The sequence below is a fragment of the Streptomyces sp. NPDC005402 genome, assembly GCF_040606575.1.
Classification (GTDB): Bacteria; Actinomycetota; Actinomycetes; order Streptomycetales; family Streptomycetaceae; genus Streptomyces.
In genome coordinates this window covers 297,093-320,647 of record NZ_JBEXFB010000005.1, presented here as the reverse complement: position 1 = coordinate 320,647, position 23,555 = coordinate 297,093, and the positions used below count along the sequence as shown (strand labels likewise).

The 23,555-nt window shown below is 71.6% G+C and carries 16 protein-coding genes; 9 read left to right on the top strand and 7 right to left on the bottom strand.

Features of this window, described 5'->3' with window-relative positions; genetic code table 11:
• Nucleotides 1-7 precede the first annotated feature (7 nt).
• Entirely contained in the window at nucleotides 8-136 is a 129-nt protein-coding gene (locus tag ABZT02_RS12195) for a hypothetical protein (RefSeq protein WP_356016830.1), read from the top strand.
• Here ABZT02_RS12195 and ABZT02_RS12190 read toward each other — a convergent pair.
• The 5 genes from ABZT02_RS12190 to ABZT02_RS12170 form a co-directional block, all read right to left on the bottom strand.
• The gene (locus ABZT02_RS12190; RefSeq protein ID WP_356016828.1) at nucleotides 105-1,814 is read right to left on the bottom strand and encodes a RecQ family ATP-dependent DNA helicase; all 1,710 of its coding nucleotides are present in this window, start codon (nucleotides 1,812-1,814) and stop codon (nucleotides 105-107) included. The two genes, ABZT02_RS12195 and ABZT02_RS12190, sit on opposite strands and share 32 nt — an antisense overlap.
• A gap of 11 nt (nucleotides 1,815-1,825) precedes the next feature.
• Nucleotides 1,826-2,134: a hypothetical protein gene (locus tag ABZT02_RS12185; RefSeq protein ID WP_356016826.1), complete on the bottom strand. Its 309-nt coding sequence runs from the start codon at nucleotides 2,132-2,134 to the stop codon at nucleotides 1,826-1,828.
• 73 nt (nucleotides 2,135-2,207) lie between these two features.
• Complete coding sequence (locus tag ABZT02_RS12180; protein ID WP_356016824.1) at nucleotides 2,208-4,625, bottom strand: SpoIIE family protein phosphatase; 2,418 nt, start codon at nucleotides 4,623-4,625, stop codon at nucleotides 2,208-2,210.
• Nucleotides 4,626-4,683: 58 nt separating this feature from the next.
• On the bottom strand, nucleotides 4,684-8,955 hold the full coding sequence (locus ABZT02_RS12175; RefSeq protein ID WP_356016822.1) for a HAMP domain-containing protein: 4,272 nt from the start codon (nucleotides 8,953-8,955) through the stop codon (nucleotides 4,684-4,686).
• 244 nt (nucleotides 8,956-9,199) lie between these two features.
• Nucleotides 9,200-9,538 (bottom strand): STAS domain-containing protein, encoded by a 339-nt coding sequence (locus ABZT02_RS12170; RefSeq protein ID WP_356016820.1) that lies wholly within the window; start codon nucleotides 9,536-9,538, stop codon nucleotides 9,200-9,202.
• A 202-nt stretch (nucleotides 9,539-9,740) separates the two neighbouring features.
• Here ABZT02_RS12170 and ABZT02_RS12165 point away from each other — a divergent pair, with 202 nt between their 5' ends.
• Entirely contained in the window at nucleotides 9,741-10,220 is a 480-nt protein-coding gene (locus tag ABZT02_RS12165) for an ATP-binding protein (RefSeq protein WP_356016818.1), read from the top strand.
• A gap of 48 nt (nucleotides 10,221-10,268) precedes the next feature.
• Here the strand turns inward: ABZT02_RS12165 and ABZT02_RS12160 are convergent, their stop codons facing one another.
• Nucleotides 10,269-11,327 (bottom strand): helix-turn-helix domain-containing protein, encoded by a 1,059-nt coding sequence (locus tag ABZT02_RS12160; RefSeq protein ID WP_356016816.1) that lies wholly within the window; start codon nucleotides 11,325-11,327, stop codon nucleotides 10,269-10,271.
• Between the two features lie 242 nt (nucleotides 11,328-11,569).
• Between ABZT02_RS12160 and ABZT02_RS12155 the strand changes: the two genes are divergently transcribed.
• The 4 genes from ABZT02_RS12155 to ABZT02_RS12140 all read left to right on the top strand — a co-directional run bounded on the left by ABZT02_RS12155 (nucleotide 11,570) and on the right by ABZT02_RS12140 (nucleotide 20,066).
• Nucleotides 11,570-12,184 (top strand): hypothetical protein, encoded by a 615-nt coding sequence (locus ABZT02_RS12155; protein WP_356016814.1) that lies wholly within the window; start codon nucleotides 11,570-11,572, stop codon nucleotides 12,182-12,184.
• 63 nt (nucleotides 12,185-12,247) lie between these two features.
• Nucleotides 12,248-14,296, top strand: a complete 2,049-nt coding sequence (locus ABZT02_RS12150; RefSeq protein WP_356016812.1) for a flotillin family protein — start codon at nucleotides 12,248-12,250, stop codon at nucleotides 14,294-14,296.
• A 76-nt stretch (nucleotides 14,297-14,372) separates the two neighbouring features.
• A complete protein-coding gene (locus tag ABZT02_RS12145; RefSeq protein WP_356016810.1) occupies nucleotides 14,373-19,235 on the top strand; it encodes a DNA repair ATPase in 4,863 nt (1,620 codons plus the stop codon).
• Nucleotides 19,236-19,502: 267 nt separating this feature from the next.
• Nucleotides 19,503-20,066, top strand: a complete 564-nt coding sequence (locus ABZT02_RS12140) for a hypothetical protein (RefSeq protein WP_356016808.1) — start codon at nucleotides 19,503-19,505, stop codon at nucleotides 20,064-20,066.
• 101 nt (nucleotides 20,067-20,167) lie between these two features.
• Here the strand turns inward: ABZT02_RS12140 and ABZT02_RS12135 are convergent, their stop codons facing one another.
• Nucleotides 20,168-20,626, bottom strand: coding sequence for an SRPBCC family protein (locus tag ABZT02_RS12135; RefSeq protein ID WP_356016806.1), 459 nt, complete (start codon nucleotides 20,624-20,626; stop codon nucleotides 20,168-20,170).
• A 287-nt stretch (nucleotides 20,627-20,913) separates the two neighbouring features.
• On the opposite strand from ABZT02_RS12135, the gene ABZT02_RS12130 reads away from it, so the two are divergent.
• Genes ABZT02_RS12130 through ABZT02_RS12120 form a run of 3 tightly spaced genes read left to right on the top strand, consistent with a single transcriptional unit; the run spans nucleotide 20,914 to nucleotide 23,535 of the window.
• Nucleotides 20,914-21,414 (top strand): SRPBCC family protein, encoded by a 501-nt coding sequence (locus ABZT02_RS12130; protein ID WP_356016804.1) that lies wholly within the window; start codon nucleotides 20,914-20,916, stop codon nucleotides 21,412-21,414.
• Nucleotides 21,407-23,026: an NAD(P)/FAD-dependent oxidoreductase gene (locus ABZT02_RS12125; protein ID WP_356016802.1), complete on the top strand. Its 1,620-nt coding sequence runs from the start codon at nucleotides 21,407-21,409 to the stop codon at nucleotides 23,024-23,026. The genes ABZT02_RS12130 and ABZT02_RS12125 overlap by 8 nt, the downstream gene beginning before the upstream one ends.
• A 47-nt stretch (nucleotides 23,027-23,073) precedes the next feature.
• Entirely contained in the window at nucleotides 23,074-23,535 is a 462-nt protein-coding gene (locus tag ABZT02_RS12120) for a hypothetical protein (RefSeq protein ID WP_356016800.1), read from the top strand.
• Nucleotides 23,536-23,555: the final 20 nt, after the last annotated feature.

Here is a 23,555-nt window from a genome sequence, read left to right as displayed (position 1 = left end):
CCCCCGGGTGGCCGTCCCGCGCATTTTCACCGACGAGGTCCTCGACTACCTGCGCAGCGGAGTCGAGCACGGCGTCCTGATCCCGGACGCCGCCGACCCCTCGGTCAGGACGTTGCGGGTGGTGGCGCGGCACTGAGGAGGCCCTTGCCGGCGATCGCGGCCAGGGACAGCGTCCGGTATCCCATGGATTCGAACAGCACGGTGACACGGTCGCCCTCCTCGCTCATCACTGTGCCCTCCCCCCACTCCGTGTGCCGCACGCGCGTGCCTGCCGCATAGGAGGCCGCCGCAGGCGAAGGGGGTTCCTCGCCCGTGCCCCCCACCCCGTCGACGACGCTGTTCCCGGACTCGGGCTCGGACTCGGGGGTCGCGCACACGTCGCAGGCCCCGCACGGGGCGTCGTACGGCTCACCGAAGTAACCGAGCAGGAAGCGGCGTCGGCAGCCCGTGGTCTCGGCGTACCCCAGCATCATCGCCAGCCTCGACTGCTCCAGCCGTCTGCGTGAGCGGGCCTCCTCGGCCGCACGCGCGGCCGCTTCGTCGGCCGTCGTCCCGGCGACGGCCCGCACCCGCCCGTCGTCCTCGGTGCGCACGGCTCCTGCCTGCTCCAGGAGGTTGACAGCCGCCGTCACGCGTCGGCGCGTGAGTCCCGTGTCCTTGACGATGTCGTCCGGCTCGGCGGGAGCGTCGCGTTCGTGGATGCGTTCCGCGACCGCGCCGAGGGTGTCCTCGTCCGGCGCGCGCGTGGCGAAGAGGCGCTGGAGGCCGCTGTCCTCGGTCCGGTAGTGCAGGACGGCGACCGCGGGACCGCCGTCGCGGCCCGCACGGCCGATCTCCTGGTAGTAGGCGTCGAGCGAGCCGGGTACCGACGCGTGCAGCACGAACCGTACGTCCTCCTTGTCGATGCCCATGCCGAAGGCGGAGGTGGCGACCACGACGTCGGTCTCGCCGGCCAGGAAGGCATCGTGCGCCCGGGAGCGCTCAGCGGCCGTCAGCCCGGCGTGGTACGCGGCGGCCGACAGGCCCAACGCGGCCAGGTCGGCGGCGTACGCCTCGGCGTCCCGGCGGGTGGCGGTGTAGACGAGGCCCGGCTTGGGCTCCGCCGCGGCGCGCTCCACGACCACCCGGCGCTTGTCCGTGTCGTCCAGGAAGCGGCGTACCTCCAACGCGATGTTCGGCCGGTCGAAACCGGCTACGACCAGCGCCGGATCCTCCATGCCGAGCCGCTCCACGATCTCCTCCCGCACCGGTGGGGCGGCCGTTGCGGTCAGGGCGAGGACCGGGGGTCTGCCCACCCGCCGGGCCGCCTGCGCCAGGCGGAGGTAGTCGGGACGGAAGTCGTGGCCCCAGGCGGCGACGCACTGGGCCTCGTCGACGACGAACAGCGAGGGCGCGGCCCGGGCCAGGCGTTCGATCACCTCGTCCTTGGCGAGCTGTTCGGGGGAGAGGAACAGGAACTCGGCGGCACCGTGCCGGACCGCGTCCCATGCGGCCTCTGTCTCTCCGGCCGCCTGGGCGGAGTTGACCGCGACGGCGTCCGGGGCGTCGGCGTGGGTGAGCAGGCCGGCGATCTGGTCCCGCTGGAGGGCGATGAGCGGGGAGACCACCACCGTGGGCCCGGGGAGCAGCAGCCCGGGCACCTGGTACACCGCCGACTTCCCGGCGCCGGTGGGCATGACGGCCAGGGTGTCCCGGCCCCGCATGACCGCTTCCATCGCGGTCAGCTGCCCCGGCCGCAGCTCGCTCCAGCCGAACACGTCGTCGGCGGTCCGCGCCAGCCGTTCCGAGACGCCGGTACTTTTCTGGTCGGGCATGCCTGCTTCCTTCACGGTCTGGGGTTGGTGCGCTGCCACTTCGGGCGGGCGTCGCCTCCGCGACGTCCCGCCACGGAGGCGCACCGCGGACACAGCCGCCGCACCCGGTCGGCCGCGCCCCCGGACTCCGGGATCGTGTCGGACCAGGTGACGTGCGGGAACCGGATCAGCCGGGACCGGCTGAGGGACAGACCGCACACCGTCTGGTTCAAGCCCGGTTCCCAGGCGTGGACCTCCCCGGCGGGCAGTCGGCGGCGGCCCTCCTCCTCGTCCGTCCACTGACCGGACGCGGCGACGTGGTACTCCTTGACGCGTGGCATGACGTCCCCCCGCTCGTTCGGAGCAACCGCGTTCCCCGTATGCGCGGACACAAGCCCCGGCGCCGAGCGTGCCTCAGGCCACGCGGATGCCCACGATGCAGGTGTCGTCGTCCGTGTCGGACCTGCTGTGCGTGAGCAGACGGTCCAACTGCTGGTCCAGGGTGGGCGGGACCGCCCGCGCCACCGTCAGGAACTGCGCCAGGGACTCCTCCACGGACCGGTCGCGGCGTTCGATCAGACCGTCCGTGTACATCAGCAGCGTGTCGTCGACGGCGAGCTGGACCTCGTGCTCCTCGTACGTCGCCTCCGGTACGGCGCCCAGCAGCAGCCCGGTGACCAGCGGCAGCGGTGCCGCCTCCGAGCCGCGCACCAGGACCGGCGGCAGATGCCCGGCCCGCGCCCAGCGCAAAGTGTTGTTCTCCGGGTCGTACAGAGCGCAGACCGCCGTCGCGGTGACGGCGCCGGTCAGATGGTGGGCCACCATGTTGAGCCAGGACAGCAGCTGGCCCGGCCCGGCACCGGTCACGGCGAGCCCGCGCAGCGCGTTGCGCAGCACGACCATGCTGGTGGCCGCCTCGATGCCGTGGCCCGCGACGTCGCCCACGCACAGCAGCACCAGCCGGGACGGCAGCACGACCGCGTCGTACCAGTCGCCGCCGACCAGATGCTGCGTCTCCGCGGGCCGGTAGCGCACCGCCACGTCCAGCCCCGGAACCGCCAGCGGCGCCTGCGTCGGCGGCATGATGGCGTGCTGCAACTGGAGGGTCAGCCGGTTGCGCTCGCTGGCCTGCTGCTCGCTGTGCGCGAGTTGGTCCCGGGTGGCGGCGAGGGCGACCTCGGTCCAGTGGTGCGCGGAGATGTCCTGGTACGCGCCGCGCACGACATACAGCTGGCCGGCGGAGTCCAGGACCGGCTCCGCCACGACCCGGATGTGGCGGGTGACCCCGTCGGGGCGTTGCAGCCGGAACGCGGTGGACGCGGGTCGCCGCTGGTGGACCACGGTGCGCAGGAACCGGCCGATGGCGACGGCGTCGTCGGGGTGGGCGTAGGCGGGCAGGTCCTCCAGCGGTACGGGGGCGTCGGAGACGGGCCTGCCGTAGAGGTGGTAGAGCTGGCCGTTCCAGGTGATCTCACCCGTCAGCAGGTTCTCCTCGAAACCACCGATGCGGCCCAGGCGCTGGGCGTGCTGGAGCAGGCTCGCCAGGCGGGCCGTCTCGTCCTCGATGCGCCAGATGAGCAGGACGCTGTCGCCGTGCCGGCTGACGTTGATGTCGGCCACCGCCGAGAGCGGAACGTCGTCCACCAGGGCGGTCAGCCGCATGCGGTGGGCGCGGAAGGGCTCGCCGGTGGCGTAGACCCGCTCCACCCGTTCGAACAGCTCGCTGTGGCCCGCGGCCATCGGATACGCCTCCAGCAGCAGCGCGCCGTTCACGACGCCCCGCGGCCGGCCGGCCGGGTCGAGGAAGCGGCTGTTGACGTGGTGGATGCGGAAGTCGACGAGGCGCCCGTCCGAGCCCAGGTGCGGCACCAGCACCAGGGCGGGATCGTGGAGTCCGTCGGCCAGGTCCATCAGCTCGGCGACGTCCGGCAGGACGCGCGGGTTCGTGGCGTCGTCGGGGTGCGGGAGCGCGTTCGTCTCCAGGGTGTGCGCGCACAGCTCGGCCAGCGCCTCGATCTGGCGGACGATCGCCGCGGGAGGGGGCTCCAGCGCCGTGGACCAGACGATCTCCAGTACGCCGTGGATACGCCCGCCGGTCTCGGCGGGTACGGCGACCCGGCCGCCGTCGCGGTAGTGGTGCTGCCCGATGGACGGCAGGCCGGTCTCGGACAGACTGCGGATCCATTCCCCCCTGCGCTCGGTGAGCCCGCGGCGTGCCACGGTCGTCACGCCCGGCGGCACATGGCGCCAGCGTCCGGCCTCGGCCGTGGAGAACCCGGCGCTGCCCGCCAGTGCGAGAGACCCGTCGGCCCCGAGGGCCCAGATGGCCACCGCCTCCGCGCCCAGCGGGGTGAGCGCGTGTTCCAGCAGCGAGTCCGCGACGGCCTGGGTGTCGTCGGCGGCCAGCACACCGCTCTCGGCGGTCCGCAGCCGTACGGCGGAGGAGTGTCCGTCGGGCGGATCGACGGAGGCGGTGGCGGCCAGGAAGGCGCTGGTCACCTCCGACACCCGGTCGCGCGAGGCCTGGTTGATCACCTCGACGGCGAACTCCAGCGGGGTCACCCCCGCCTGCGCGGTGAGCTCGGCGAGCTGCCGCGAAGCCTGCGCCGGTCCGCAGCCCAGCCGCTCGACCAGGATGCCCTTGGCCAGTTCGATCAGGGCCCGCCCGTCGGCCTCGGCCTGCGCCGCCCGCACCTCCCGGCGCAGCCGCTCCACGGTCGCCGCCAGCCTGCCGACGGGGGAGGACTGCCCGTCACCGTCGCTGCCGTCGACGTCGGGCTGGTCAGGCGCGGGGGCACTCTGGGACTCGGACGGCTGACGGAGATCACTCACGGTGGGCCTGTTCCTCGGCTGGGACGTCACGCGGTCGGCTGGTGGGCGCTGCCTGCCCTCACTCGGGCAGCCACCGTCGGACGCGGGCGATGAGGTCACCGGTGTCGACGGGCTTGGTGACGTAGTCGTTGGCTCCTGACGCGAGGCTCTTCTCCTGGTCGCCCGGCATGGCCTTCGCGGTGACCGCGATGATGGGCAACTCCGCGTACTGCGGCATCGAACGGATCTCGGCGGTGGCGGCGTAACCGTCCATCTCCGGCATCATCACGTCCATCAGGACGAGCGAGATGTCCGGGTGGGCGAGCAGCATCTCGATGCCCTTGCGGCCGTTGTCCGCGTGCAGCACCTGGAAGCCGTGCAGCTCCAGCACCCCGCTGAGCGCGAAGAGGTTCCGCGCGTCGTCGTCGACCACGAGAACGCTCCGGCCGAGGAAGGAGTCGTCCACCTGTGCCACGGGACGCTGCGGCTCCTCGGGACGCACCAGGGACAGCACGTCGCCCGGCTGCTCGGCGGACAGATGCAGGGTGATGCGCTCCCGCAGGTCGTCCAGGCTGGACAGGAAGTCCAGCGGCCGGTCGCCCGCCAGGGCCCGCAGGCCCTGCTCCTGGGCGAGGTCCACGCGGTGTCCGGTGTGGATCAGGACCGGCACGCTCGCCAGCGCCGAGTCGCCGCCCATGGCCTGCAGGAAGTCGGCGCCCTCGTCGTGCGGCATGCCGAGTTCGAGGACGACGCAGTGGCAGGGGTCGGCGGCCAGCGTGCTCGCCGCCTCCTGCGCGCCCACGGCCGTGATGATGTCGATCGCCCCGTGCGGATCGCCGGCGTCGTGCGCGAGGTCCGCGACGGCCCGCTCGGCGACCAGCGTGAGCAGACCGCGCGGGCGCTCCTCGATGACCAGCAGACGGCGCCTGCGCTGCTCGGGGGAGGACGCGGGAGCGGTGAGCGCCCGGGGCTCGTCCGTCTCCGCGGAGGCGGAGATGTCGTACGGCTGTTCCGCCGGACGTCCGCCGCCCTCCATCAGTTCCTCGAAGTCGGCGCGCGCGACGGGCAGGTACAGCGTGAACGTGCTGCCCTGGCCGGGAGTGCTGTCGACCGTGACCGCGCCGCCCAGCAGGTGGGCGATCTCCCGGGTGATGGACAGACCGAGCCCGGTGCCGCCGTACTTGCGGCTGGTCGTCCCGTCGGCCTGCTGGAACGCCCCGAAGATCGTCTCCAGCTGCTGCTGCGGAATGCCGATGCCGGTGTCCTTGACCCGGAACGCCACGACGGGACCGCCGCGGTGCACGCTGGGCGGCACCTCCCGGTCGGCCGCGGGTTCGATCCGCAGCTCCACACCGCCCTGTTCGGTGAACTTCACCGCGTTCGACAGCAGGTTGCGCAGGATCTGACGCAGCCGGGAGTCGTCGGTGAGCAGGTCGGCCGGGGTGCCGGGGGCCGTGGCCACCGTGAACTCCAGGCTCTTCTGGGTCGTCATCGGCCGGAACGTCGCCTCGACGTACTCCAGGAGCTGGCGCAGCGGCACCCGCTCGGGGGCGACGTCCATCTTGCCCGCCTCGACCTTGGACAGGTCGAGGATGTCGTTGATCAGCTGGAGCAGGTCCGAGCCCGCCGAGTGGATGATGCCCGCGTACTCGACCTGCTTCGGGGTGAGGTTGCGCGAGGGGTTCTGCGCCAGCAACTGGGCCAGGATCAGCAGGCTGTTGAGCGGGGTGCGCAGCTCGTGGCTCATGTTGGCCAGGAACTCCGACTTGTACTTGGAGGCCAGCGACAGCTGCTGCGCGCGGGTCTCCAGTTCCTGCCGGGCCTGCTCGATCTGGAGGTTCTTGGCCTCGATGTCGCGGTTCTGCGAGGCCAGCAGGGAGGCCTTCTCCTCCAGCTCGGCGTTGGAGCGCTGCAGTTCGTCCTGCTGGACCTGCAACTCCTCGGAGCGGGCCTGGAGTTCGGCGGTGAGCCGCTGGGACTCGTCCAGCAGTTCGTCGGTGCGGACGTTGGCGACGATGGTGTTGAGGTTGACGCCGATGGTCGGCATCAGCTGTGCCAGGAAGTCCTGGTGGATCTTCCTGAAGCGGCTGACGGAGGCCAGCTCGATCACACCGAGGACCTGCTCCTCGACCACGATCGGCAGCACCACCAGAGCGGTGGGCGCGGCGTGTCCGAGGCCGGAGGAGATGGTGACGTACCCGGCGGGCAGCTCCTCCACGGTGACCATACGGCGGTTGCGCGCGGCCTGTCCGACCAGGGAGCGCCCGACCGGGATACGGGTGGGTCGCTCGTCGTCGTCTGGATAGCCGTACGAGCCCACCAGCCGCAGCTCGTGCCCGCGCTCGGTGTCCTCGGCCAGGTAGAAGGCGCCGTACTGGGCGGAGACCAGAGGGGTGAGCTCGTCCATGATGAGCTCGGCGACCACCGGCAGGTCCCGGTGGCCCTGCATCAGGCTGGAGATGCGGGCCAGGTTGGTCTTGAGCCAGTCCTGCTCCTGGTTGGCCCGCGTGGTCTCGCGCAGGGACTCCACCATGGAGTTGATGTTGTCCTTGAGTTCGGCGACCTCGCCGGAGGCCTCCACGTTGATCGACCGGGTCAGGTCGCCCTCGGCCACGGCGCTCGCGACCTCGGCGATCGCGCGCACCTGCCGGGTGAGGTTCCCGGCCAGCTCGTTGACGTTCTCCGTGAGCCGCTTCCAGGTGCCCTCGACGCCCTCCACCTCGGCCTGTCCGCCGAGCCGGCCCTCGCTGCCGACCTCGCGGGCGACGCGGGTGACCTCCGCGGCGAACGACGACAGCTGGTCGACCATCGTGTTGATGGTCGTCTTCAGCTCCAGGATCTCGCCCCGGGCGTCGACGTCGATCTTCTTCGACAGGTCACCGTTGGCCACCGCGGTCGTCACCAGGGCGATGTTGCGCACCTGCCCGGTGAGGTTGTTGGCCATCGAGTTGACGTTGTCCGTCAGGTCCTTCCAGGTGCCGGCCACGTTCGGCACCTGTGCCTGTCCGCCGAGCCGTCCCTCGGTGCCGACCTCGCGGGCGACGCGGGTGACCTCGTTGGCGAACGCGGACAGTGTGTCGACCATCGTGTTGATGACGTCCGCCAGCGCGGCGACCTCGCCCTTGGCCTCGACGGTGATCTTCTGCGAGAGGTCGCCGCGGGCGACGGCGGTGGCCACCTGGGCGATCGAACGGACCTGCCCGGTCAGGTTCGACGCCATCACGTTGACGTTGTCGGTCAGGTCCTTCCAGGTCCCCGACACACCCCGGACGATCGCCTGTCCGCCGAGGTTGCCCTCGGTGCCGACCTCTCGGGCGACGCGGGTGACCTCGTCGGCGAAGGCGGAGAGCTGGTCGACCATCGTGTTGATGGTGTTCTTGAGTTCGAGGATCTCGCCGCGGGCGTCGACGGTGATCTTCTGGGAGAGGTCGCCCTCGGCGACCGCCGTGGCCACCTGGGCGATGTTGCGGACCTGCGCGGTGAGGTTGCCGCCCATGAAGTTCACGGAGTCGGTGAGGTCGCGCCAGGTGCCCTTGACGCCCTTGACGTCGGCCTGTCCGCCGAGGCGGCCCTCGGTGCCGACTTCTCGGGCGACGCGGGTGACCTCGTCGGCGAAGGCGGAGAGCTGGTCGACCATCGTGTTGATGGTGTTCTTGAGTTCGAGGATCTCGCCGCGGGCGTCGACGGTGATCTTCTGGGAGAGGTCGCCCTGGGCCACCGCCGTGGTGACCTGGGCGATGTTGCGGACCTGGGACGTGAGGTTTCCGGCCATGAAGTTGACCGAATCGGTGAGGTCTCGCCAGACGCCGCCGACGCCGGGGACCTGCGCCTGTCCGCCGAGCCGTCCCTCGCTGCCGACCTCGCGGGCGACGCGGGTGACCTCGTCGGCGAAGGCGGAGAGCTGGTCGACCATCGTGTTGACGGTCTCCTTCAGCTGAAGGATCTCCCCGCGCGCGGGCACGTCGATCTTCTGGGACAGGTCGCCCTTGGCCACCGCCGTCGCCACCTGGGCGATGTCACGGACCTGGGTGGTCAGATTGCCCGCCATGGCGTTGACCGAGTCGGTCAGGTCGGCCCAGGTGCCGGAGACTCCCGGAACCTCCGCCTGGCCGCCCAGCGTGCCCTCGGTGCCCACCTCGCGGGCCACCCGGGTGACCTCCGACGTGAACACGGACAGCTGGTCGACCATGCCGTTGAAGACCGTGGCGATGTCGCCCAGCAGACCGTGTCCGTCGGACGGCAGCCGAGTGCCGAAGTCGCCGTCGCGCACGGCGGTCAGCCCGGCCAGCAACTGCCGTAGCTCCTGCTCGCCCGGGGCCTTCTCCCGAGCCTCCGTCGACGTGCTGGTCATGCGCACCCTCGTTCCGCTCCCCAAGAGCCCCCGCACCGAGGACTCGGAACCGTGCCGGGCTCGTGAAGGGCCCGCTCACCAGCGACAATTCCGCACCCCACGGAGCTGCCCGATGAGAAATCCGTCGAAGATTAACCCAGGTGCCGAGCAGCGACAAAAGGCTGTCGGGAGCGTTGTGACCTGACCAAAAAAGGGGTCATGCGGGCGGCATGACGGAGAGGGGGCGGGGTACTCGTCACGGTTTTCACGTGTCCGGCCGCGTCGGCGCGAGGGCCTCCTCCAGGGTCGGGTGAAAGGGGACGACGGTGTCGAGTCCCACGAGCTGCAAGGTACGCAGCACGGCACCCCGCACCACGACGAGCCGCAGCCACCCCCCGGCGGCCTCAGTGGCCTGGAAGGCGGCGATCAGGGCGTTGACGCCGCTGGAGTCCATGAACGTGACCCGGCTCAGATCGATGACGACCCGCTGACCCACGGCGCCCTCCGCCGCCGCCAGGGCGCGCGTCAGGCCCCTCACGCTCTGGTGGTCGATCTCTCCGTCGAGGCCGAGGACGGTGATGCCGTCGGTGTCGTTCCGGACCACGGACAATCTGCCGTGACCCGCTGCTTCCCGGTTCTCTGTCACTTGCGTCCTCTGCGCACTCGAAGGGGGCTGTCACGTCCTTGGTGCCACCGCTGCCCCGGAAGTCCTCCCGCGATGCATGAGACGGCCCTTCAGTTCGTCCGCAGCACAGAAACAGCGCGGCACAGGCGTAAGCCGTGAAACACGGGGTAGCCGCGCGCTCATGAACGGGGTACTGGAGATGGTCGGCAGGGTGCGGGTCCTGCCTGAGGAGTGTTCGCGGATGCCGGAAGCCGCACCTGCCGAGGTGACCGTGGCCCTGGACGGAGCGGACGGCTGTATCGCCGACGCCCGGGCCCAGACGTCGAAATTCCTGACGCGGGTGCAGGGGGAGTACGGGTTGCCGGTGGCGGCCCGCACCATGGACCTGGGGCAACTGGTCGTCAGCGAGCTGGTCACCAACGCGTTGAAATACGCGCCCGGGCCGGTGCTGCTGCACCTGCGCATCGTCGACGCCATGCTGGAGATCGAGGTGTGGGACACCGATCCGACACTTCCGCTGGCACGCGCCGCCGACGCGGGCCGGGTGGGACAACACGGTCTGGAGATCGTGATGGCGGTCGTCCAGGGAATCGAGGTGCGCCAGGAGCCGGTCGGCAAGTGCATCACAGTCCGACTCGCGTTGTTCGACGAGCTGTTGTAGGGGGTCCGGGCCGCCGTGCTCCTGCGCCGGCAGAAAGGGGCGGCACGTTCAGAGGGGTTTGTCCGGCCAGTCGAGCAGCCGGGCACCGATCACCGCGGTCTGGAGCATGTAACGGTGATTCGTGTCGGCCGGGTTCGCGCCGGTGAGCTGGTGGATGCGTTCCAGGCGGTAGGTGAACGCCCGCACGCTCAGTGAGAGCCGGCGGGCCGCTTCGGCGGCGACGCAACCCGAGTCGAAATAGGCGATGAGGGTCTCCATCAGCACCCGGGGACCGCCGCGGGCCGCGGTGAGCGGGCCGAGGGCACTGGTCACCAGATCGGCCATGGCCTGGCGGTCGCGGGTGAGGACCGGGTAGACGAGCAGGTCGGCGGCGTGCAGGACCGGCGCCTCCAGTTCCAGGCGGTCGGCGAGGTCGAGGGTGTTGAGGGCCTCCTCGTACGACTGCACCACCCCACCGGGGCCGGGCTGGGGGCGCCCGATGGCGACCCGGCCTCCGTCCGTGGCCGCGTACGCCTGCTTGGCGAAGTAGGCCAGCACCTCGTCCTGGTCGCCCGGTGCGACGCACAACAGGCGGCCGTCCTTGGTGGTGAGGAGGATGCTGCGAGCGCCGAAGCGGGCGATGAGGGACTGTTCGACCCGGCGGGCGACCGGGTCGGCCTCGTCGTAGGCGGCCGGGCCCTTGGCGACGGCGACCGCGTGGGCGTGGGAGAGGCGCAGGCCGAAGCGCTCGGCGCGTTCGGCGAGACGGCCCAGGTCGCTGCGGCCGTAGAGGAGGTCGTCGATGAACTCCCGGCGCGTTGCCTCCTCCTGGCGGATGGCGAGGCGCTGGGCGCGCTCGTAGCCCTCGGCGAAGGCGTCGACGACCTGCTGCACGGCGGCGAGCACGCAATCGGCGGAGGCGGGGGCGCCGGGCCAGGCGGCGCGGGTGGCGGCGAGGTGGGCGCCGATCAGCGAGCGCAGGCCGTAGCCGGCGTCGGCGGCCAGTTCGCCGAGGGCGCGGCGTGATGCGAGTTCGTCGCGGGTCAGACGGCGGCCGGTGGCGGAGACGTCGGCCAGGATCCGGGCGTAGCCGTCGAGATAGTTCTCGGGTATTGCGTGCTCCGCCATGTGATCCCCCAGGTTCTTGACGCGCCGGACACGCGACGCTGACGCGTTCTTGGCGGCATTCTGGCATCCAGACCCTGGTGAAGACTGCCGGGAACCGGCAATGCGGGCACCGGGCGTGCGCGGGCAGGATGTTTACGGGGGAGCACGGAGGACGATCCCGGTGCCGGATTCCGGCAGGTTTCCGGCACCGGGACCGCACCCCCCGCCGTGGCCGGTGACGAGATGATCGGGGAGGGGTGGGCATGCGGACGTTCTTCGAGGCCGCCTCGGGCTTTCCGACCATCCTGTTCACGGCCGCCCTGGTCGTGGTCGTGTGCTTCTGGCTGCTCGTCGCCGTCGGCGCGGCCGACCACCACAGCTTCGACACGGACGCGCACGTCGACGCCTGGGGGATGGGCGGCGTACCGGTCACGGTCGTCTTCTCGCTGTTGACGGCGTTCGGCTGGTTCACCAGCCTCTCCGCGACCGTCCTGCTGGATCCGGTCGCCGCCTCCGGCCTGCCCCGTGCCCTGGTCCGGCTCGCCGTACTGGTCGTCGCGCTGCTCGTCGCGTGGGGCGTCACCCGGGTGTTCGTACGGCCGCTGCATCGCCTCTTCCCCGATGAACCCGGCCCGTCCCGGCTGGACTTCGTCGGACTGACCTGCACCATCCGCACCGGCCGGGTGGACGCGGCCTTCGGCCAGGCCGAGGTCGCCGCGCCGGACGGCTCCACGGCCGTGGTCCAGGTCCGGCAGAGCGGCGGCGAGGACCTCAGCAGCGGAAGCACGGGGCTGCTGTACGCCTACGACGAGTCCGGCGAGTTCTTCTGGGTCGCCTGCTACGACAGCGCGCTCGACCCGGGCGGCCACACCGGCTGAAGCCGCGGCCGCCACGCACACCTCCCCGCACCTCACCTTCCGTATGCCTCAAGGACGTACCCCATGGATGCCATCTCCCTGGGCATCGGCGTGCTCGTCGCCGTTGTCCTCCTCATCGCGGTCACCATGCTTCTGGTGGTCAGCAGGCTGTTCCGCAAGGTCGAGCAGGGCCGGGCGCTGATCATCTCCAAGACGAAGAGGGTGGACGTCACCTTCACCGGCGCGGTCGTGCTGCCGGTACTGCACAAGGCCGAGTACATGGACATCTCGGTGAAGACCATCGAGATCCGGCGTACCGGCCGCGAGGGCCTGATCTGCCAGGACAACATCCGCGCCGACATCCACATCAGCTTCTTCGTCCGGGTGAACAAGACCGTCGAGGACGTCATCAAGGTCGCCCAGGCCATCGGCACGCAGACCGCCAGCGACCCCGCGGCCATTCAGGGCTTCTTCGCCGCGAAGTTCTCCGAGGCCCTCAAGACGGTCGGCAAGCAGCTCGACTTCGTCGACCTCTACACCAAGCGAGAGGAGTTCCGCGATCGGATCATCCAGGTCATCGGCACCGATCTGAACGGCTACCACCTCGACGACGCGGCGATCGACTTCCTCGAGCAGACGCCGATGACCCAGCTGGACAGCCAGAACATCCTGGACGCCCAGGGCATCCGGAAGATCACCGAGCTGACGACGGTCGAGCACGTGCGCACCAACGAGTTCCAGCGCACGGAGGAGAAGGAGATCACCCGGCAGGACGTCGACGCCCGGGAGACCATCCTGGAGCTGGAACGCCGGCAGGCCGAGGCGGAGATCAGGCAGCGGCGCGAGGTCGAGACGCTGCGGGCCAAGGAGGAGGCGGTCACCGCCAAGGTGCAGGAGGAGGAACGGCTCGGCGCGCAGGGCGCGTTCATCCGCACCGAGGAACAGCTCGGCATCCAGCGCGAGAACCAGGCCCGTGAGATCGCCGTCGCGCAGAAGAACCGCGAGCGGGTCATCGCCGTCGAGAACGAGCGGATCGAGAAGGACCGCCAGCTGGAGGTCATCGGGCGGGAGCGGGAGACCCAGCTGACCCGGATCGCGGCCGAGAAGGAGGTCGAGGCCGAGAAGCGGGACATCGCCGAGGTCGTCCGGGAGCGGGTGGCGGTGGACCGTACGGTCGCCGAGCAGGAGGAGTCCATCAAGAGGCTGCGGGCCGTGGAGGAGGCGGAGCGGGAGCGGCAGGCCGTCGTCATCGCCGCCGAGGCCCAGGCGCAGGAGAAGCTGGTCAAGGACATCAAGGCCGCGGAGGCCGCCGAGCAGGCCGCCACCCACCGCGCGGCGGAGGAACTCACCCTGGCGGATGCCCGGTTGAAGTGCGCCGATCTCGACGCGCAGGCCAAGCTGCGGCTGGCCGAAGGGGTCCAGGCCGAGGCGGCCGCCGAGGGGCTCGCCGCGGTTCAGGTCCGCGGCAAGGAGGCCGAGGTCACCGAGAAGGCCGGCCGCGCGGAGGCCGCCGCCACCGAGGCACGGCTGCGCGCGGAGGCGGAGGGCGCCCGCGAGAAGGCCCTCGCCGAGGCCACCGGTATCGGCGAGAAGCTCAAGGCGGAGGCGGCGGGACTGACCGAGAAGGCCGCGGCGATGGCCGCCCTCGACGACGCCTCGCGCGGTCACGAGGAGTACCGGCTGCGCGTTCAGGCGGAGAAGGAGATCCGGCTGGCCGGACTCGACGTCCAGCGGCAGGTCGCCGAGGCGCAGGCGACCGTACTGGCGACCGGCCTGGAGAACGCCGACATCAACATCGTCGGCGGGGACTCCGTCTTCTTCGACCGGCTCGTCTCGTCGATCGCGCTCGGCAAGGGCGTGGACGGCTTCCTCGAACACTCCGAGACCGCCCAGGCCCTGGCCAAGCCCTGGCTGGACGGCACGTCGAGCTTCACCGACGACCTCAGCCGCATCCTCGGCTCGGTGTCGACGGCCGACGTGCAGAACGTGACCGTCTCCGCGCTGCTCATGCGGCTGATGAACGCCGGCGGAACCAACTCCGGGCAGTTCCGGCAACTGCTCGACAAGGCGGACGAGCTGGGCTTGGCGGACGCACCGCTAGCCGCTCTCAACGGCAGCGCGGCCAGGGCCTGACCCGTCCACTCGTCCGGAGCCGCCGCACAGGGGACGGCGGCTCCGGACGCATCTCTGACTTCCTGGAAGGGATCACATGACCACCGGCCCGGACACCGGTACGTACGACAGGGCCGACGCCGGTGCCTACGAGGTGCTGCGCGACCGGCTCGCCGCACAGGCCGCCGAACTCGGCCGCCGCGTCGAGGCGCTCAACGTCCGTCGCTGCGAGGAGTTCGGCTCGGAACGGCTGGAGCTGACCGGCACCGAACGCCTGCGCACCGAGCACAGGTGCGTGCCCCGGGACATCGTCGCCATCGGTGAGGTCCTCCTCTTCGGCCACAACGTCTTCCCCAATCCCAAGCCGGAGACGGCAGTCGGTGACGTCTTCGCCCTGCACGACCGCGACCTCGACCGGCTGCCCGAGGACGCGGTGCCGGGCCTGCTCGACGACCCTGCTTTCCTGCGGGAGTTCGCGGCCCTGTACCGCTATTACCGCCAGGCCCGTCTTCTGCGGCTCCGGCACGTGGGCGGCAAGTTGCTGGCCGTCTTCCAGACCGGTGAGAAGACCGACGACGTCCGCGTCCTGCGCTGGACGCTGTCCGACGACGGACGCCGGGTCGCCTTCCTCGACGCCCGCGGTGAGCGCGACCACGTCCTCCCGCCCTCCCACGACTTCGAGTGGACCGGGGCGACCCGTGAGGATCACGTCCTCGGCCGCCACCCGCACGTGTCGATCGCGGGCGAGGTCTTCGTCGGGACTGTCGCCGGCACCCTGACCATCAAGGTGGAGGACGACACCGAGACGGGGGAGGGGATCCACACCGAGCCGGTCGACGAGCCGCTGCAGTCGCTGGCCGACGCCGACATCGCGTACGCGCGCGTGGGAGCCCTGATCCTGCTGCGGGTCCGCCCCTACAAGGAGGACACCCACCGCCACCTGGTCTTCAACACGCTCACGAAGACCGTCGTACGCCTGGACGGCATCGGACAGGCCTGCCGCCGACTGCCCGAGGACCAGGGGATCGTCTTCCCCGGCGGCTACTGCCTGGCGACCGGCGCGTACAAGACCTTCGACGGCATCGACACGGTCAACCTGGAGTACGAGCAGGTGACCCGCTCGCCCAACGGGGAGGACGTCCTCTTCGCGTTCCACGCGCGCGCGGAGGGCCGTAGCCTCCTCCTGCCGTACAACATGATCCGCAAGGAGATCGCCACCCCCCTGTCCTGTCACGGCTGGGCACTCTTCGACGACGGCACGCTCATGGTGCTGCGCGGGGACCCGGCGGGAAAGTCCGCCGAACCGTCCCGCGTCCACCCGCTCCAGGTGTGGCGCTCGCCGTACGTCTCGGACACCTACGCCGCCGCCCGCCCCACCGGCACCGGCCCGCTGGCCCGCGTCGGTAACGCCGACCTCGTCCGCGGTATCTCCGACTGCCTGTCGATCACGGCCGCCGTGGCCGGGACGACCCCGACGACGCAGGTGTACGCGGCGCTGGTCGCCGCATGCGACCGGGCGACGGACGCGTACCACTGGCTGGCCGACCCCGAACTCGGAGCCCTGAACGGCCCGTTGCGGCAGGTGCGGGTCACGGCCGAGCAGGTGCTGACCGAGTTCGAGACCGTCCAGGCCCTCACCCGTCAGGCCACCGACGCGCTGGACGAGGCGGCCGCGGGGATCGCGGCCGTCGTACGCCGGCTGCGCGGAGAGGCCCCTCGCGAGGCCGCCGCCTGGGTCACCGGGCTGACCGAACTGCGCCGCGCACAAGGCCGTCTGCTGACGCTCAAGGAGATGCGGTACGCGGACACCGCCCGCATCGACGAGCTGGCGGCGCAGTCCGCGCAGGACCTGGCCTCGTTCGGGCGGCGCGCCGTCACCTTCCTGGCCCGCGAGGACGCCTTCGCGGCCCACCGCCGGCAGATCGACGAGCTCCTCACGGACGCCGGAGCGATCGCCACGGTCGCCGAGGCCGCCCCCGTGACGGCCCGCGTCGGCGAACTGGCGGACGGACTGCGCACGGTCACCGAGGTCGTCGCCGCACTCGACGTCGGTGACGCCACGGTGCGTACGGCCATCCTGGAGCGCGTCTCGGAGGTACTGGGCGCGACCAACCGCGTCCGCGCCACGCTCGACGCGCGCCGCCGAACCCTGCTCGACCGGGAAGGACGGACCGGGTTCGCCGCCGAGTTCGCGCTGCTGTGCCAATCTGTCGCGAGCGCCCTGTCGGTGGCGGACACCCCTTTGGCCTGTGACGACCAACTGATGCCGATCTTGGTGCAGTTGGAGGGCCTGGAGTCCCGTTTCGCGGACTTCGACGACTTCCTGACCGAGCTGGCGGACAAGCGGGCCGAGATCCACGAGGCGTTCGCCGCCCGCAAGCAGAGCCTCGCCGACGCCCGCGCCCGCCGCGCCGAACAGCTCGCCGCCTCCGCCGGCCGGGTCCTGGAGACCGTCGCCCGCCGTTCCGCCGCGGCCGCCGACGCCGAGGCGGTCGCCCTGTACTTCGCCTCGGACCCGATGGTGGCCAGGATCCGCCGTATCGCCGGCGAACTGCGCGAACTCGGTGACCAGGTGAGGGCGGAGGAACTGGAGGGCAGGCTCAAGGCCACTCACCAGGAGGCGTCCCGCGCGCTGCGCGACCGCACCGACCTGTACGGCGACGACGGCCGCACCCTCCGCCTGGGCCGGCACCGCTTCGCCGTGAACACCCAGCCCCTCGACCTCACTCTGGTCCCGCACGGCGACACCCTCGCCTTCGCCCTGACCGGCACCGACTATCGCGTACCGGTCACCGACCCCGAGTTCGAGGCCACCCGCCCGTACTGGGGCCGTACGCTGGCCTCCGAGTCGCCAGAGGTCTACCGGGCCGAACACCTCGCCGCCCGCCTGCTGGAGGAACACGGCCCGGCGGCCCTCGCCGAGGCGGACCTGCCGGCGCTCGTGCGACAGGCGGCGGAGCAGGCGTACGACGAAGGCTACGAACGCGGCGTCCACGACCACGACGCGACCGCGATCCTCGCGGCGCTGCTGCGCCTGGACCAGGGTGCCGGCCTGCTGCGGCACGAGCCGTCCGCCCGTGCCGCAGCCCAACTGTTCTGGGCCCACGAGCTGTCCCCCGACGCCCGCGCGCTCCTCGCCCGTCGCGCGGTGTCGCTCGCCCGCGCCCGCGACACCTTCGGCCCGGCCCCGGCGATCGCCGGCTTCCGAACCGAGCTCGCGTCGCGGATGGGCCCGGCGGCGGCCGCGTACCTCTTCGAGGAACTGACCACAGGCCCCGACGGCTTCGTCATCAGCGCGACCACCCGCACGCTCCTCGAGAAGTTCCGCCGTACGGTCGGCACCTCGGCCTACGACGACGATCTCGCCGCCGTCGACGACCTGGCCGCGCGCCGCCAGCTGGTCGAGGCGTGGCTGTCCGCGTACGCCGCCGCCACCGGCACTCCCGGGGACCTGGACGAGGCGGTGGCCGCCGAGCTCTGCCCCGAACTGCCGCGCCACGACTCCGACGCACCGCTGACCGAGACGGTCGAGGGCCTGCTCGGCACGCACCCGCGCATCACCGGCGGCCGCCTGACCCTCCGTATCGACGAATTCCTGGCCCGCACAAGGCGGTTCAGGCAGCAGGACGCCCCCGCCTTCCGCGCCTACCAGCACCGGCGCACCGCGCTCGCGGCCGCCGAACGCTCCCGGCTGCACCTGGACGACCACCGCCCGCGTGTGATGTCCGCGTTCGTCCGCAACCGCCTCATCGACCAGGTGTACCTGCCGCTCATCGGCGACAACCTCGCCAAGCAGCTCGGCACCACCGGGGCGGACAAGCGCACCGACACGAGTGGGCTGCTCCTGCTCATCTCGCCGCCCGGCTACGGCAAGACGTCCCTCGTCGAGTACCTCGCCGACCGCCTCGGCCTCCTCCTGGTCAAGGTCAGCGGCCCCGCTTTCGGCCCGGCGGTCACCTCGCTCGATCCGGCCGAGGCCCCGAACGCCACCGCCCGCCAGGAGATCGAGAAGATCAACTTCGCGCTGGCGGCGGGCAACAACACGCTCCTGCACGTGGACGACATCCAGCACACCTCCCCGGAACTGCTGCAGAAGTTCATCCCGCTGTGCGACGCCACACGCCGCATCGAGGGCGTGTGGGACGGCGAACCGCGCACCTTCGACCTGCGCGGCAAACGCTTCGCCGTCTGCATGGCGGGCAACCCGTACACCGAGTCCGGCAGCCGGTTCCACCTCCCCGACATGCTGGCCAACCGCGCCGACGTCTGGAACCTCGGCGACGTCCTGACCGGCAAGGAGGACGTCTTCGCACTCAGCTTCGTCGAGAACGCGCTGACGGCGAACCCGGTCGTGGCCCCGCTGGCGGGCCGCGAACGCGCGGACCTGGACCTGCTGCTCCGGCTCGCCGCAGGCGACCCGGCGGCCCGCACCGACCGGCTCATCCACCCCTACCCGGCCGCCGAGCTGGAGCGGATCCTCGCTGTCCTGCGCCACCTGGTCACGGCCCGCGAGACGGTCCTCGCCGTGAACGCGGCGTACCTCGCCTCCGCCTCCCAAGCGGACGCCGCCCGTACGGAGCCACCCTTCCGGCTCCAGGGCTCCTACCGCAACCTGAACAAGATCGCCCAACGTATCCAGCCCGTCATGAACGACACCGAACTCGCCGCCCTCATCGACGACCACTACGCGGCCGAGGCCCAGACCCTGACGTCGGGCGCCGAGGCCAACCTGCTCAAGCTCGCCGAGCTGCGCGGCCCTCTCGACCCCGAACAGAGCGCTCGCTGGGCCGAGTTGAAAACGGCCCAGGTACGCAGCCGCGCCCTCGGCGGCTCGGACGACGACGCCCTTGTGCGGGCCGTCGCCGCGCTCGGCCTCCTCGCCGACCGAATCGCCGCCGTGGAGTCCGCGATCACGCGTGCCACTGATCCCCGGCCCACGGTGGGGCCGACCGGGCGGTAACTGCTTCGGTGCGTCCGTCCGGCCCTCGGCCTGCTGCTCACCGGGCCCTCACGCGACCGGCCTCGGCGCCGAGGGTGGACCAAGCCGCTCCCGGTCGCCCTGGCGGCAGGCGGCCGCACGCCGCCAGGGCCGTAGCCTCTGCCTCTGTGACCGTCGAACGCCGGCACGCCCCGATCCCTCCGTGACCGCGCCGCTGCCGGCGGCCCCGCCGCCCGGCCTGCCGCCGCGCCCGCGGGCACCGGCTGGTCGTTCGGTAACGTCCGTTCCATGACCGCCCTTGACGCGCTCGTCCGTCTCTGCCCGCCGCCCGCCGTGGCGCCACCCGCCGTGGACTGGGCGCAGGCCGAGCGCGACCTCGGTGCGGCTCTGCCCACCGACTACAAGCAGCTCGTGGAGACGTACGGCGACGGCCTTTTCCACCAGACGATCTGGCTGCTCGTCCCCGACTCCGCCTACGACGACTGCAACCTGCACGCGCAGGCGAGGGAGCGGGACGAGATCCTGGCCGGTCTGTGGGAGTTCGAGGACAAGCCCGCCGGTCTACGGGAGGCGGGCGCGAGAGTTTTGCCCTGGGCCTTCGAGGAAGGCACGGGAGCTTTCCTCTACTGGCTGGCGCGGCCCGGTCAGCGCCCCGACGAGTGGACCGTGCTCTACAACGAAGGGCGCGGCCCCCTGTGGGAGCACCACGACGTGGGGTGCGTCGCCTTCCTGCTGGCGGTGCTCACCGGAACGGCGAGTACGGACTACTTCGGCCACCTCTACGAAGTGCTGAAGCCGACCGGGCACAGCTTCGCGACGGCCGACCAGATCCTCGGAACGACGGGGAGGTGAATCCGTCCACCGCTCGCGACGACCCGGCCCGCCGCCGGCGGGGTGATCGGGGGCTCCGTCGGCAGCGTGCTCGCCGACGGTGACCCCGTGCCGGTGACACGTCAGCCGGCGCCGATCGCCTTCTCGGCGGCCGTCTTGATCCGGGTGCCGAAAGCAGGAGCGTCCTTGCGGGCCGCGGCCAGCGCCAGGCCGACCAGGAGCTTGCCCAGACCGTGGCCCTCCAGGACGTTGAAGATCTGGACCCTCGTCCTGCCGTCGGCCAGGGACTCCAGGTCGTATCCCCCCTCGCGCACCGTCACGCTGTTCTTGGACACCTCGGTCCAGCGGATCCTCACCGGCGCTTCGAGTTCGGTGATGCGGAACTCCCGGGCGGTCTTCATCCCGGCGTCCTTGACGGTGCTCCGGAAGACCGTGCCCACAGCGGTCGGGGTCTCCGGGATCCGCTCGATCCTGAGGACCCGGGGACTGAACTCAGGATCGTTGCGCCCGTCGGCGAGATAGGCGAACACCTCCCGCGCCGGCCGGTCGACCTCCACCACCGCTTTGAACTCTCCAGACATGGGCACTCCTCATGGGTCGAGCCGTAAGGGGGACGCGCCTTTCCTCGCCGGACGGGTCACGGACCCCGCGGTGGCTCACATACGTCTGCGGCCTGGTCGGCGTACGACCCAGGCCGTAGGGCCCCTTCTGCCATGGCGGCACCGTGACCCTACGGGAGGACCGGACGTCACGCGAGACGAACGGCGACCGCGGCAGCGTCCTGACCGAGAGGGCCGGGCCGGAACGGGTGCATCCGGCCGAGGGATCACGACGGAAGGTCTCTGTACACACAGTCCTGGAGGTATCCGTGGCTCGTCGCCATCGCCTGATCCGAGTCAGTCCGAGTGCCGTGTGGGACGTCCTCGCCGACGGTCACCGCTACGCGGAGTGGGTCGTGGGAACCGCGCAGTCCGAGCCGGTCCGGGGGCAGTGGCCGCACCAGGACGCGGCGATCCGTTTCCAGGTCCGGCTCGGCCCGCTCGAACTCTCCAACGAGACGGTCGTACGCCACTGCGAGGAGGGCGCCGGCCTGGAGCTGGAGGCCCATGCCGGGGTGCTGGGCACGGCCCGCATCGCGATCGAGCTGCGTCCGTGGGGGGAGCACTGCCTGGTCATCGTGGACGAGCACCCACTGCAGGGAGCCGGAGGCCGCCTGCACAACGTCGGCTTCGACGCGCTGATCCAGCTGCGCCACCGCACCATGCTCGCCCGACTGGCCAGGCTGTGCGAGAACCCGGCCCGCGACGCCCCGTCCCCGGCACCGGTCCGGTCGGCCGTGACGGGCGCGGAGGAAGCCGGCCATGCCTGACGCCGTGGTGATCGGCGCGGGCCCCAACGGTCTGGTCGCCGCCAACGTGCTGGCGGACGCCGGCTGGAGCGTCGAGGTGCTGGAGGAACAGCCGGAGCCGGGCGGCGCGGTGCGCCACGACCACGGCGTCGATCCCGCCTTCGTCAACGATCTCTTCAGCTCCTTCTACCCGCTCGCGGCCGCCTCCCCGGTCCTGGCCGCCATGCGGCTGGAGGACCACGGACTGCGCTGGAGCAACGCACCGAGCGTGGTCGCACACCCTCTCACCGACGGCAGCTGTGCTCTCCTGGACCGCGATCTCGACACCACCGCCCGTTCCCTCGACGCCTTCGCGCCGGGCGACGGGGACGCCTGGCGGCGCCTGCACGATGTGTGGGTGAGCCTGCGCCCCGACCTCCTGGACGCACTGTTCACCCCCTTCCCCCCGGTCCGGGCGACGGCCCGGCTGGCGTGGCGGCTGCGGGCCGCGGGCGGTCTGCGGATGGCCCGGACCCTGGTTCTTCCGGTACGGCGGATGGGGGAGGAGGAGTTCCGCGGACAGGGCGGCCGGCTGCTGCTGGCGGGAAACGCCCTGCACGCCGACCTCGCCCCGGAAGCGGCGGGCAGCGGCGGTTTCGGCTGGCTGATGGCCATGCTGGGGCAGACCTACGGCTTCCCCGTCCCGGTCGGCGGCTCCGGCGCCCTGACCGGCGCCCTGACGCGCCGACTGCTGTCCCGGGGCGGGCGGATCCGCTGCGGACAACGCGTCGAGGAGGTCGTCGTCCGCGGTGGCCGGGCCGTCGGTGTACGGACGGCGGCCGGCGACGCGGTACCGGCCCGCCGGGCGGTGCTGGCGGACGTGTCGGTACCCGCGCTGTACGGGAGCCTCCTCGACCCCGAGCACCTGCCCGCGCAGCTCCTGGAGGACGTGCGCCGGTTCCAGTGGGACTTCGCCACGTTCAAGGTCGACTGGGCGCTCGACGGGCCGGTGCCCTGGCAGGCCGAGCAGGCGTCCCGGGCCGGGACCGTACACCTCGCCGACGGCGTCGACGAGCTCACGCGCTTCGCCGCGCAGCTCGCCATGCGGCAGGTCCCGGACCGCCCCTTCCTGCTGTTCGGGCAGATGACCACCGCCGACGCCACCCGCTCCCCGCAGGGCACGGAATCGGCCTGGGCCTACACCCACGTCCCCCACGAGATCGGCGCCGACGCCGCCGACGAGGGCATCACCGGCCAGTGGGACACCAAGGACCAGGAACTCATGGCAGACCGGGTCGAACGCCAGGTGGAACGGTTCGCGCCCGGCTTCCGCGCCCTCATCCGCGCCCGCCGCATCCTGGCGCCCCCGACCCTCCAGTCCCTGGACGCCAATCTGAGCGGCGGCGCCATCAACGGGGGCACGACCGCCCTCCATCAGCAGTTCGTCTTCCGCCCCGTACCCGGCACCGGACGCCCGGAGACCCCGGTCCCCGGGCTCTTCCTGGCATCCTCCGGGGCTCACCCGGGCGGCGGCGTGCACGGAGCACCGGGCGCCAACGCGGCACGGGCCGCCCTGCACCGCCACCGGCCCCCCGGCCTGAACCGCGCCCAGCGACTCCTGACCCGCCGCGACCGCACCGGAAGCAGGCGCTGACCCATGGCGCCGCCCACCGGGGCGGCCGTACCTGCCGAGGAGGATCAGTGAACGAACACCATGAGGTCCCCGGCGGCCCCGACCACGACCACCGTCGCCCCGCCGGGGTCGACGACACGACCGTCGAGGCTCTCGGGGCGCTGTCCAAGGCACTGGAGACGACCGAGCGGGCCAGGGGCCGGCTGTACGACTTCCACCAGCTGACCGGCACGGCCGACCTCCAACTGGACCATGCCGTCCGGCTGTTGGAGGAGGCGGGGCACCCCGAATGGGCCGCGAAGGTCCGCTCGGAGATCCTCGGACGCAATGTCATCCCCGGACACTGGACGTTCCAGATCGTCGAGGCCTACAACGCCACCTATTACCGGCCCTTCCAGCAACTTGAGGCGAGCGCGGTGCAGGAACTCGCGCAGGGCCGTGACCACTTGTACGAGGCGGAGATGAAGGAGGAGCGCCGCACTGCCGGTCACCCCGACCACAGCGCGTGCCCGCCGGGCTTCGGGAGCTGAGCCCGGGCGTCCCCGCGGGC

What these genes read in the sequence shown, in the direction of transcription:
- ABZT02_RS12190 (WP_356016828.1), bottom strand. Translation starts at nt 1,814, where the DNA reads ATGCCCGACCAGAAAAGTACCGGCGTCTCGGAACGGCTGGCGCGGACC.
- ABZT02_RS12185 (WP_356016826.1), bottom strand. Translation starts at nt 2,134, where the DNA reads ATGCCACGCGTCAAGGAGTACCACGTCGCCGCGTCCGGTCAGTGGACG.
- ABZT02_RS12155 (WP_356016814.1), top strand. Translation starts at nt 11,570, where the DNA reads ATGCGGACGTTCTTCGAGGCCGCCTCGGGCTTTCCGACCATCCTGTTC.
- ABZT02_RS12135 (WP_356016806.1), bottom strand. Translation starts at nt 20,626, where the DNA reads ATGTCTGGAGAGTTCAAAGCGGTGGTGGAGGTCGACCGGCCGGCGCGG.
- ABZT02_RS12150 (WP_356016812.1), top strand. Translation starts at nt 12,248, where the DNA reads ATGGATGCCATCTCCCTGGGCATCGGCGTGCTCGTCGCCGTTGTCCTC.
- ABZT02_RS12140 (WP_356016808.1), top strand. Translation starts at nt 19,503, where the DNA reads ATGACCGCCCTTGACGCGCTCGTCCGTCTCTGCCCGCCGCCCGCCGTG.
- ABZT02_RS12125 (WP_356016802.1), top strand. Translation starts at nt 21,407, where the DNA reads ATGCCTGACGCCGTGGTGATCGGCGCGGGCCCCAACGGTCTGGTCGCC.
- ABZT02_RS12160 (WP_356016816.1), bottom strand. Translation starts at nt 11,327, where the DNA reads ATGGCGGAGCACGCAATACCCGAGAACTATCTCGACGGCTACGCCCGG.
- ABZT02_RS12165 (WP_356016818.1), top strand. Translation starts at nt 9,741, where the DNA reads ATGAACGGGGTACTGGAGATGGTCGGCAGGGTGCGGGTCCTGCCTGAG.
- ABZT02_RS12175 (WP_356016822.1), bottom strand. Translation starts at nt 8,955, where the DNA reads ATGACCAGCACGTCGACGGAGGCTCGGGAGAAGGCCCCGGGCGAGCAG.
- ABZT02_RS12145 (WP_356016810.1), top strand. Translation starts at nt 14,373, where the DNA reads ATGACCACCGGCCCGGACACCGGTACGTACGACAGGGCCGACGCCGGT.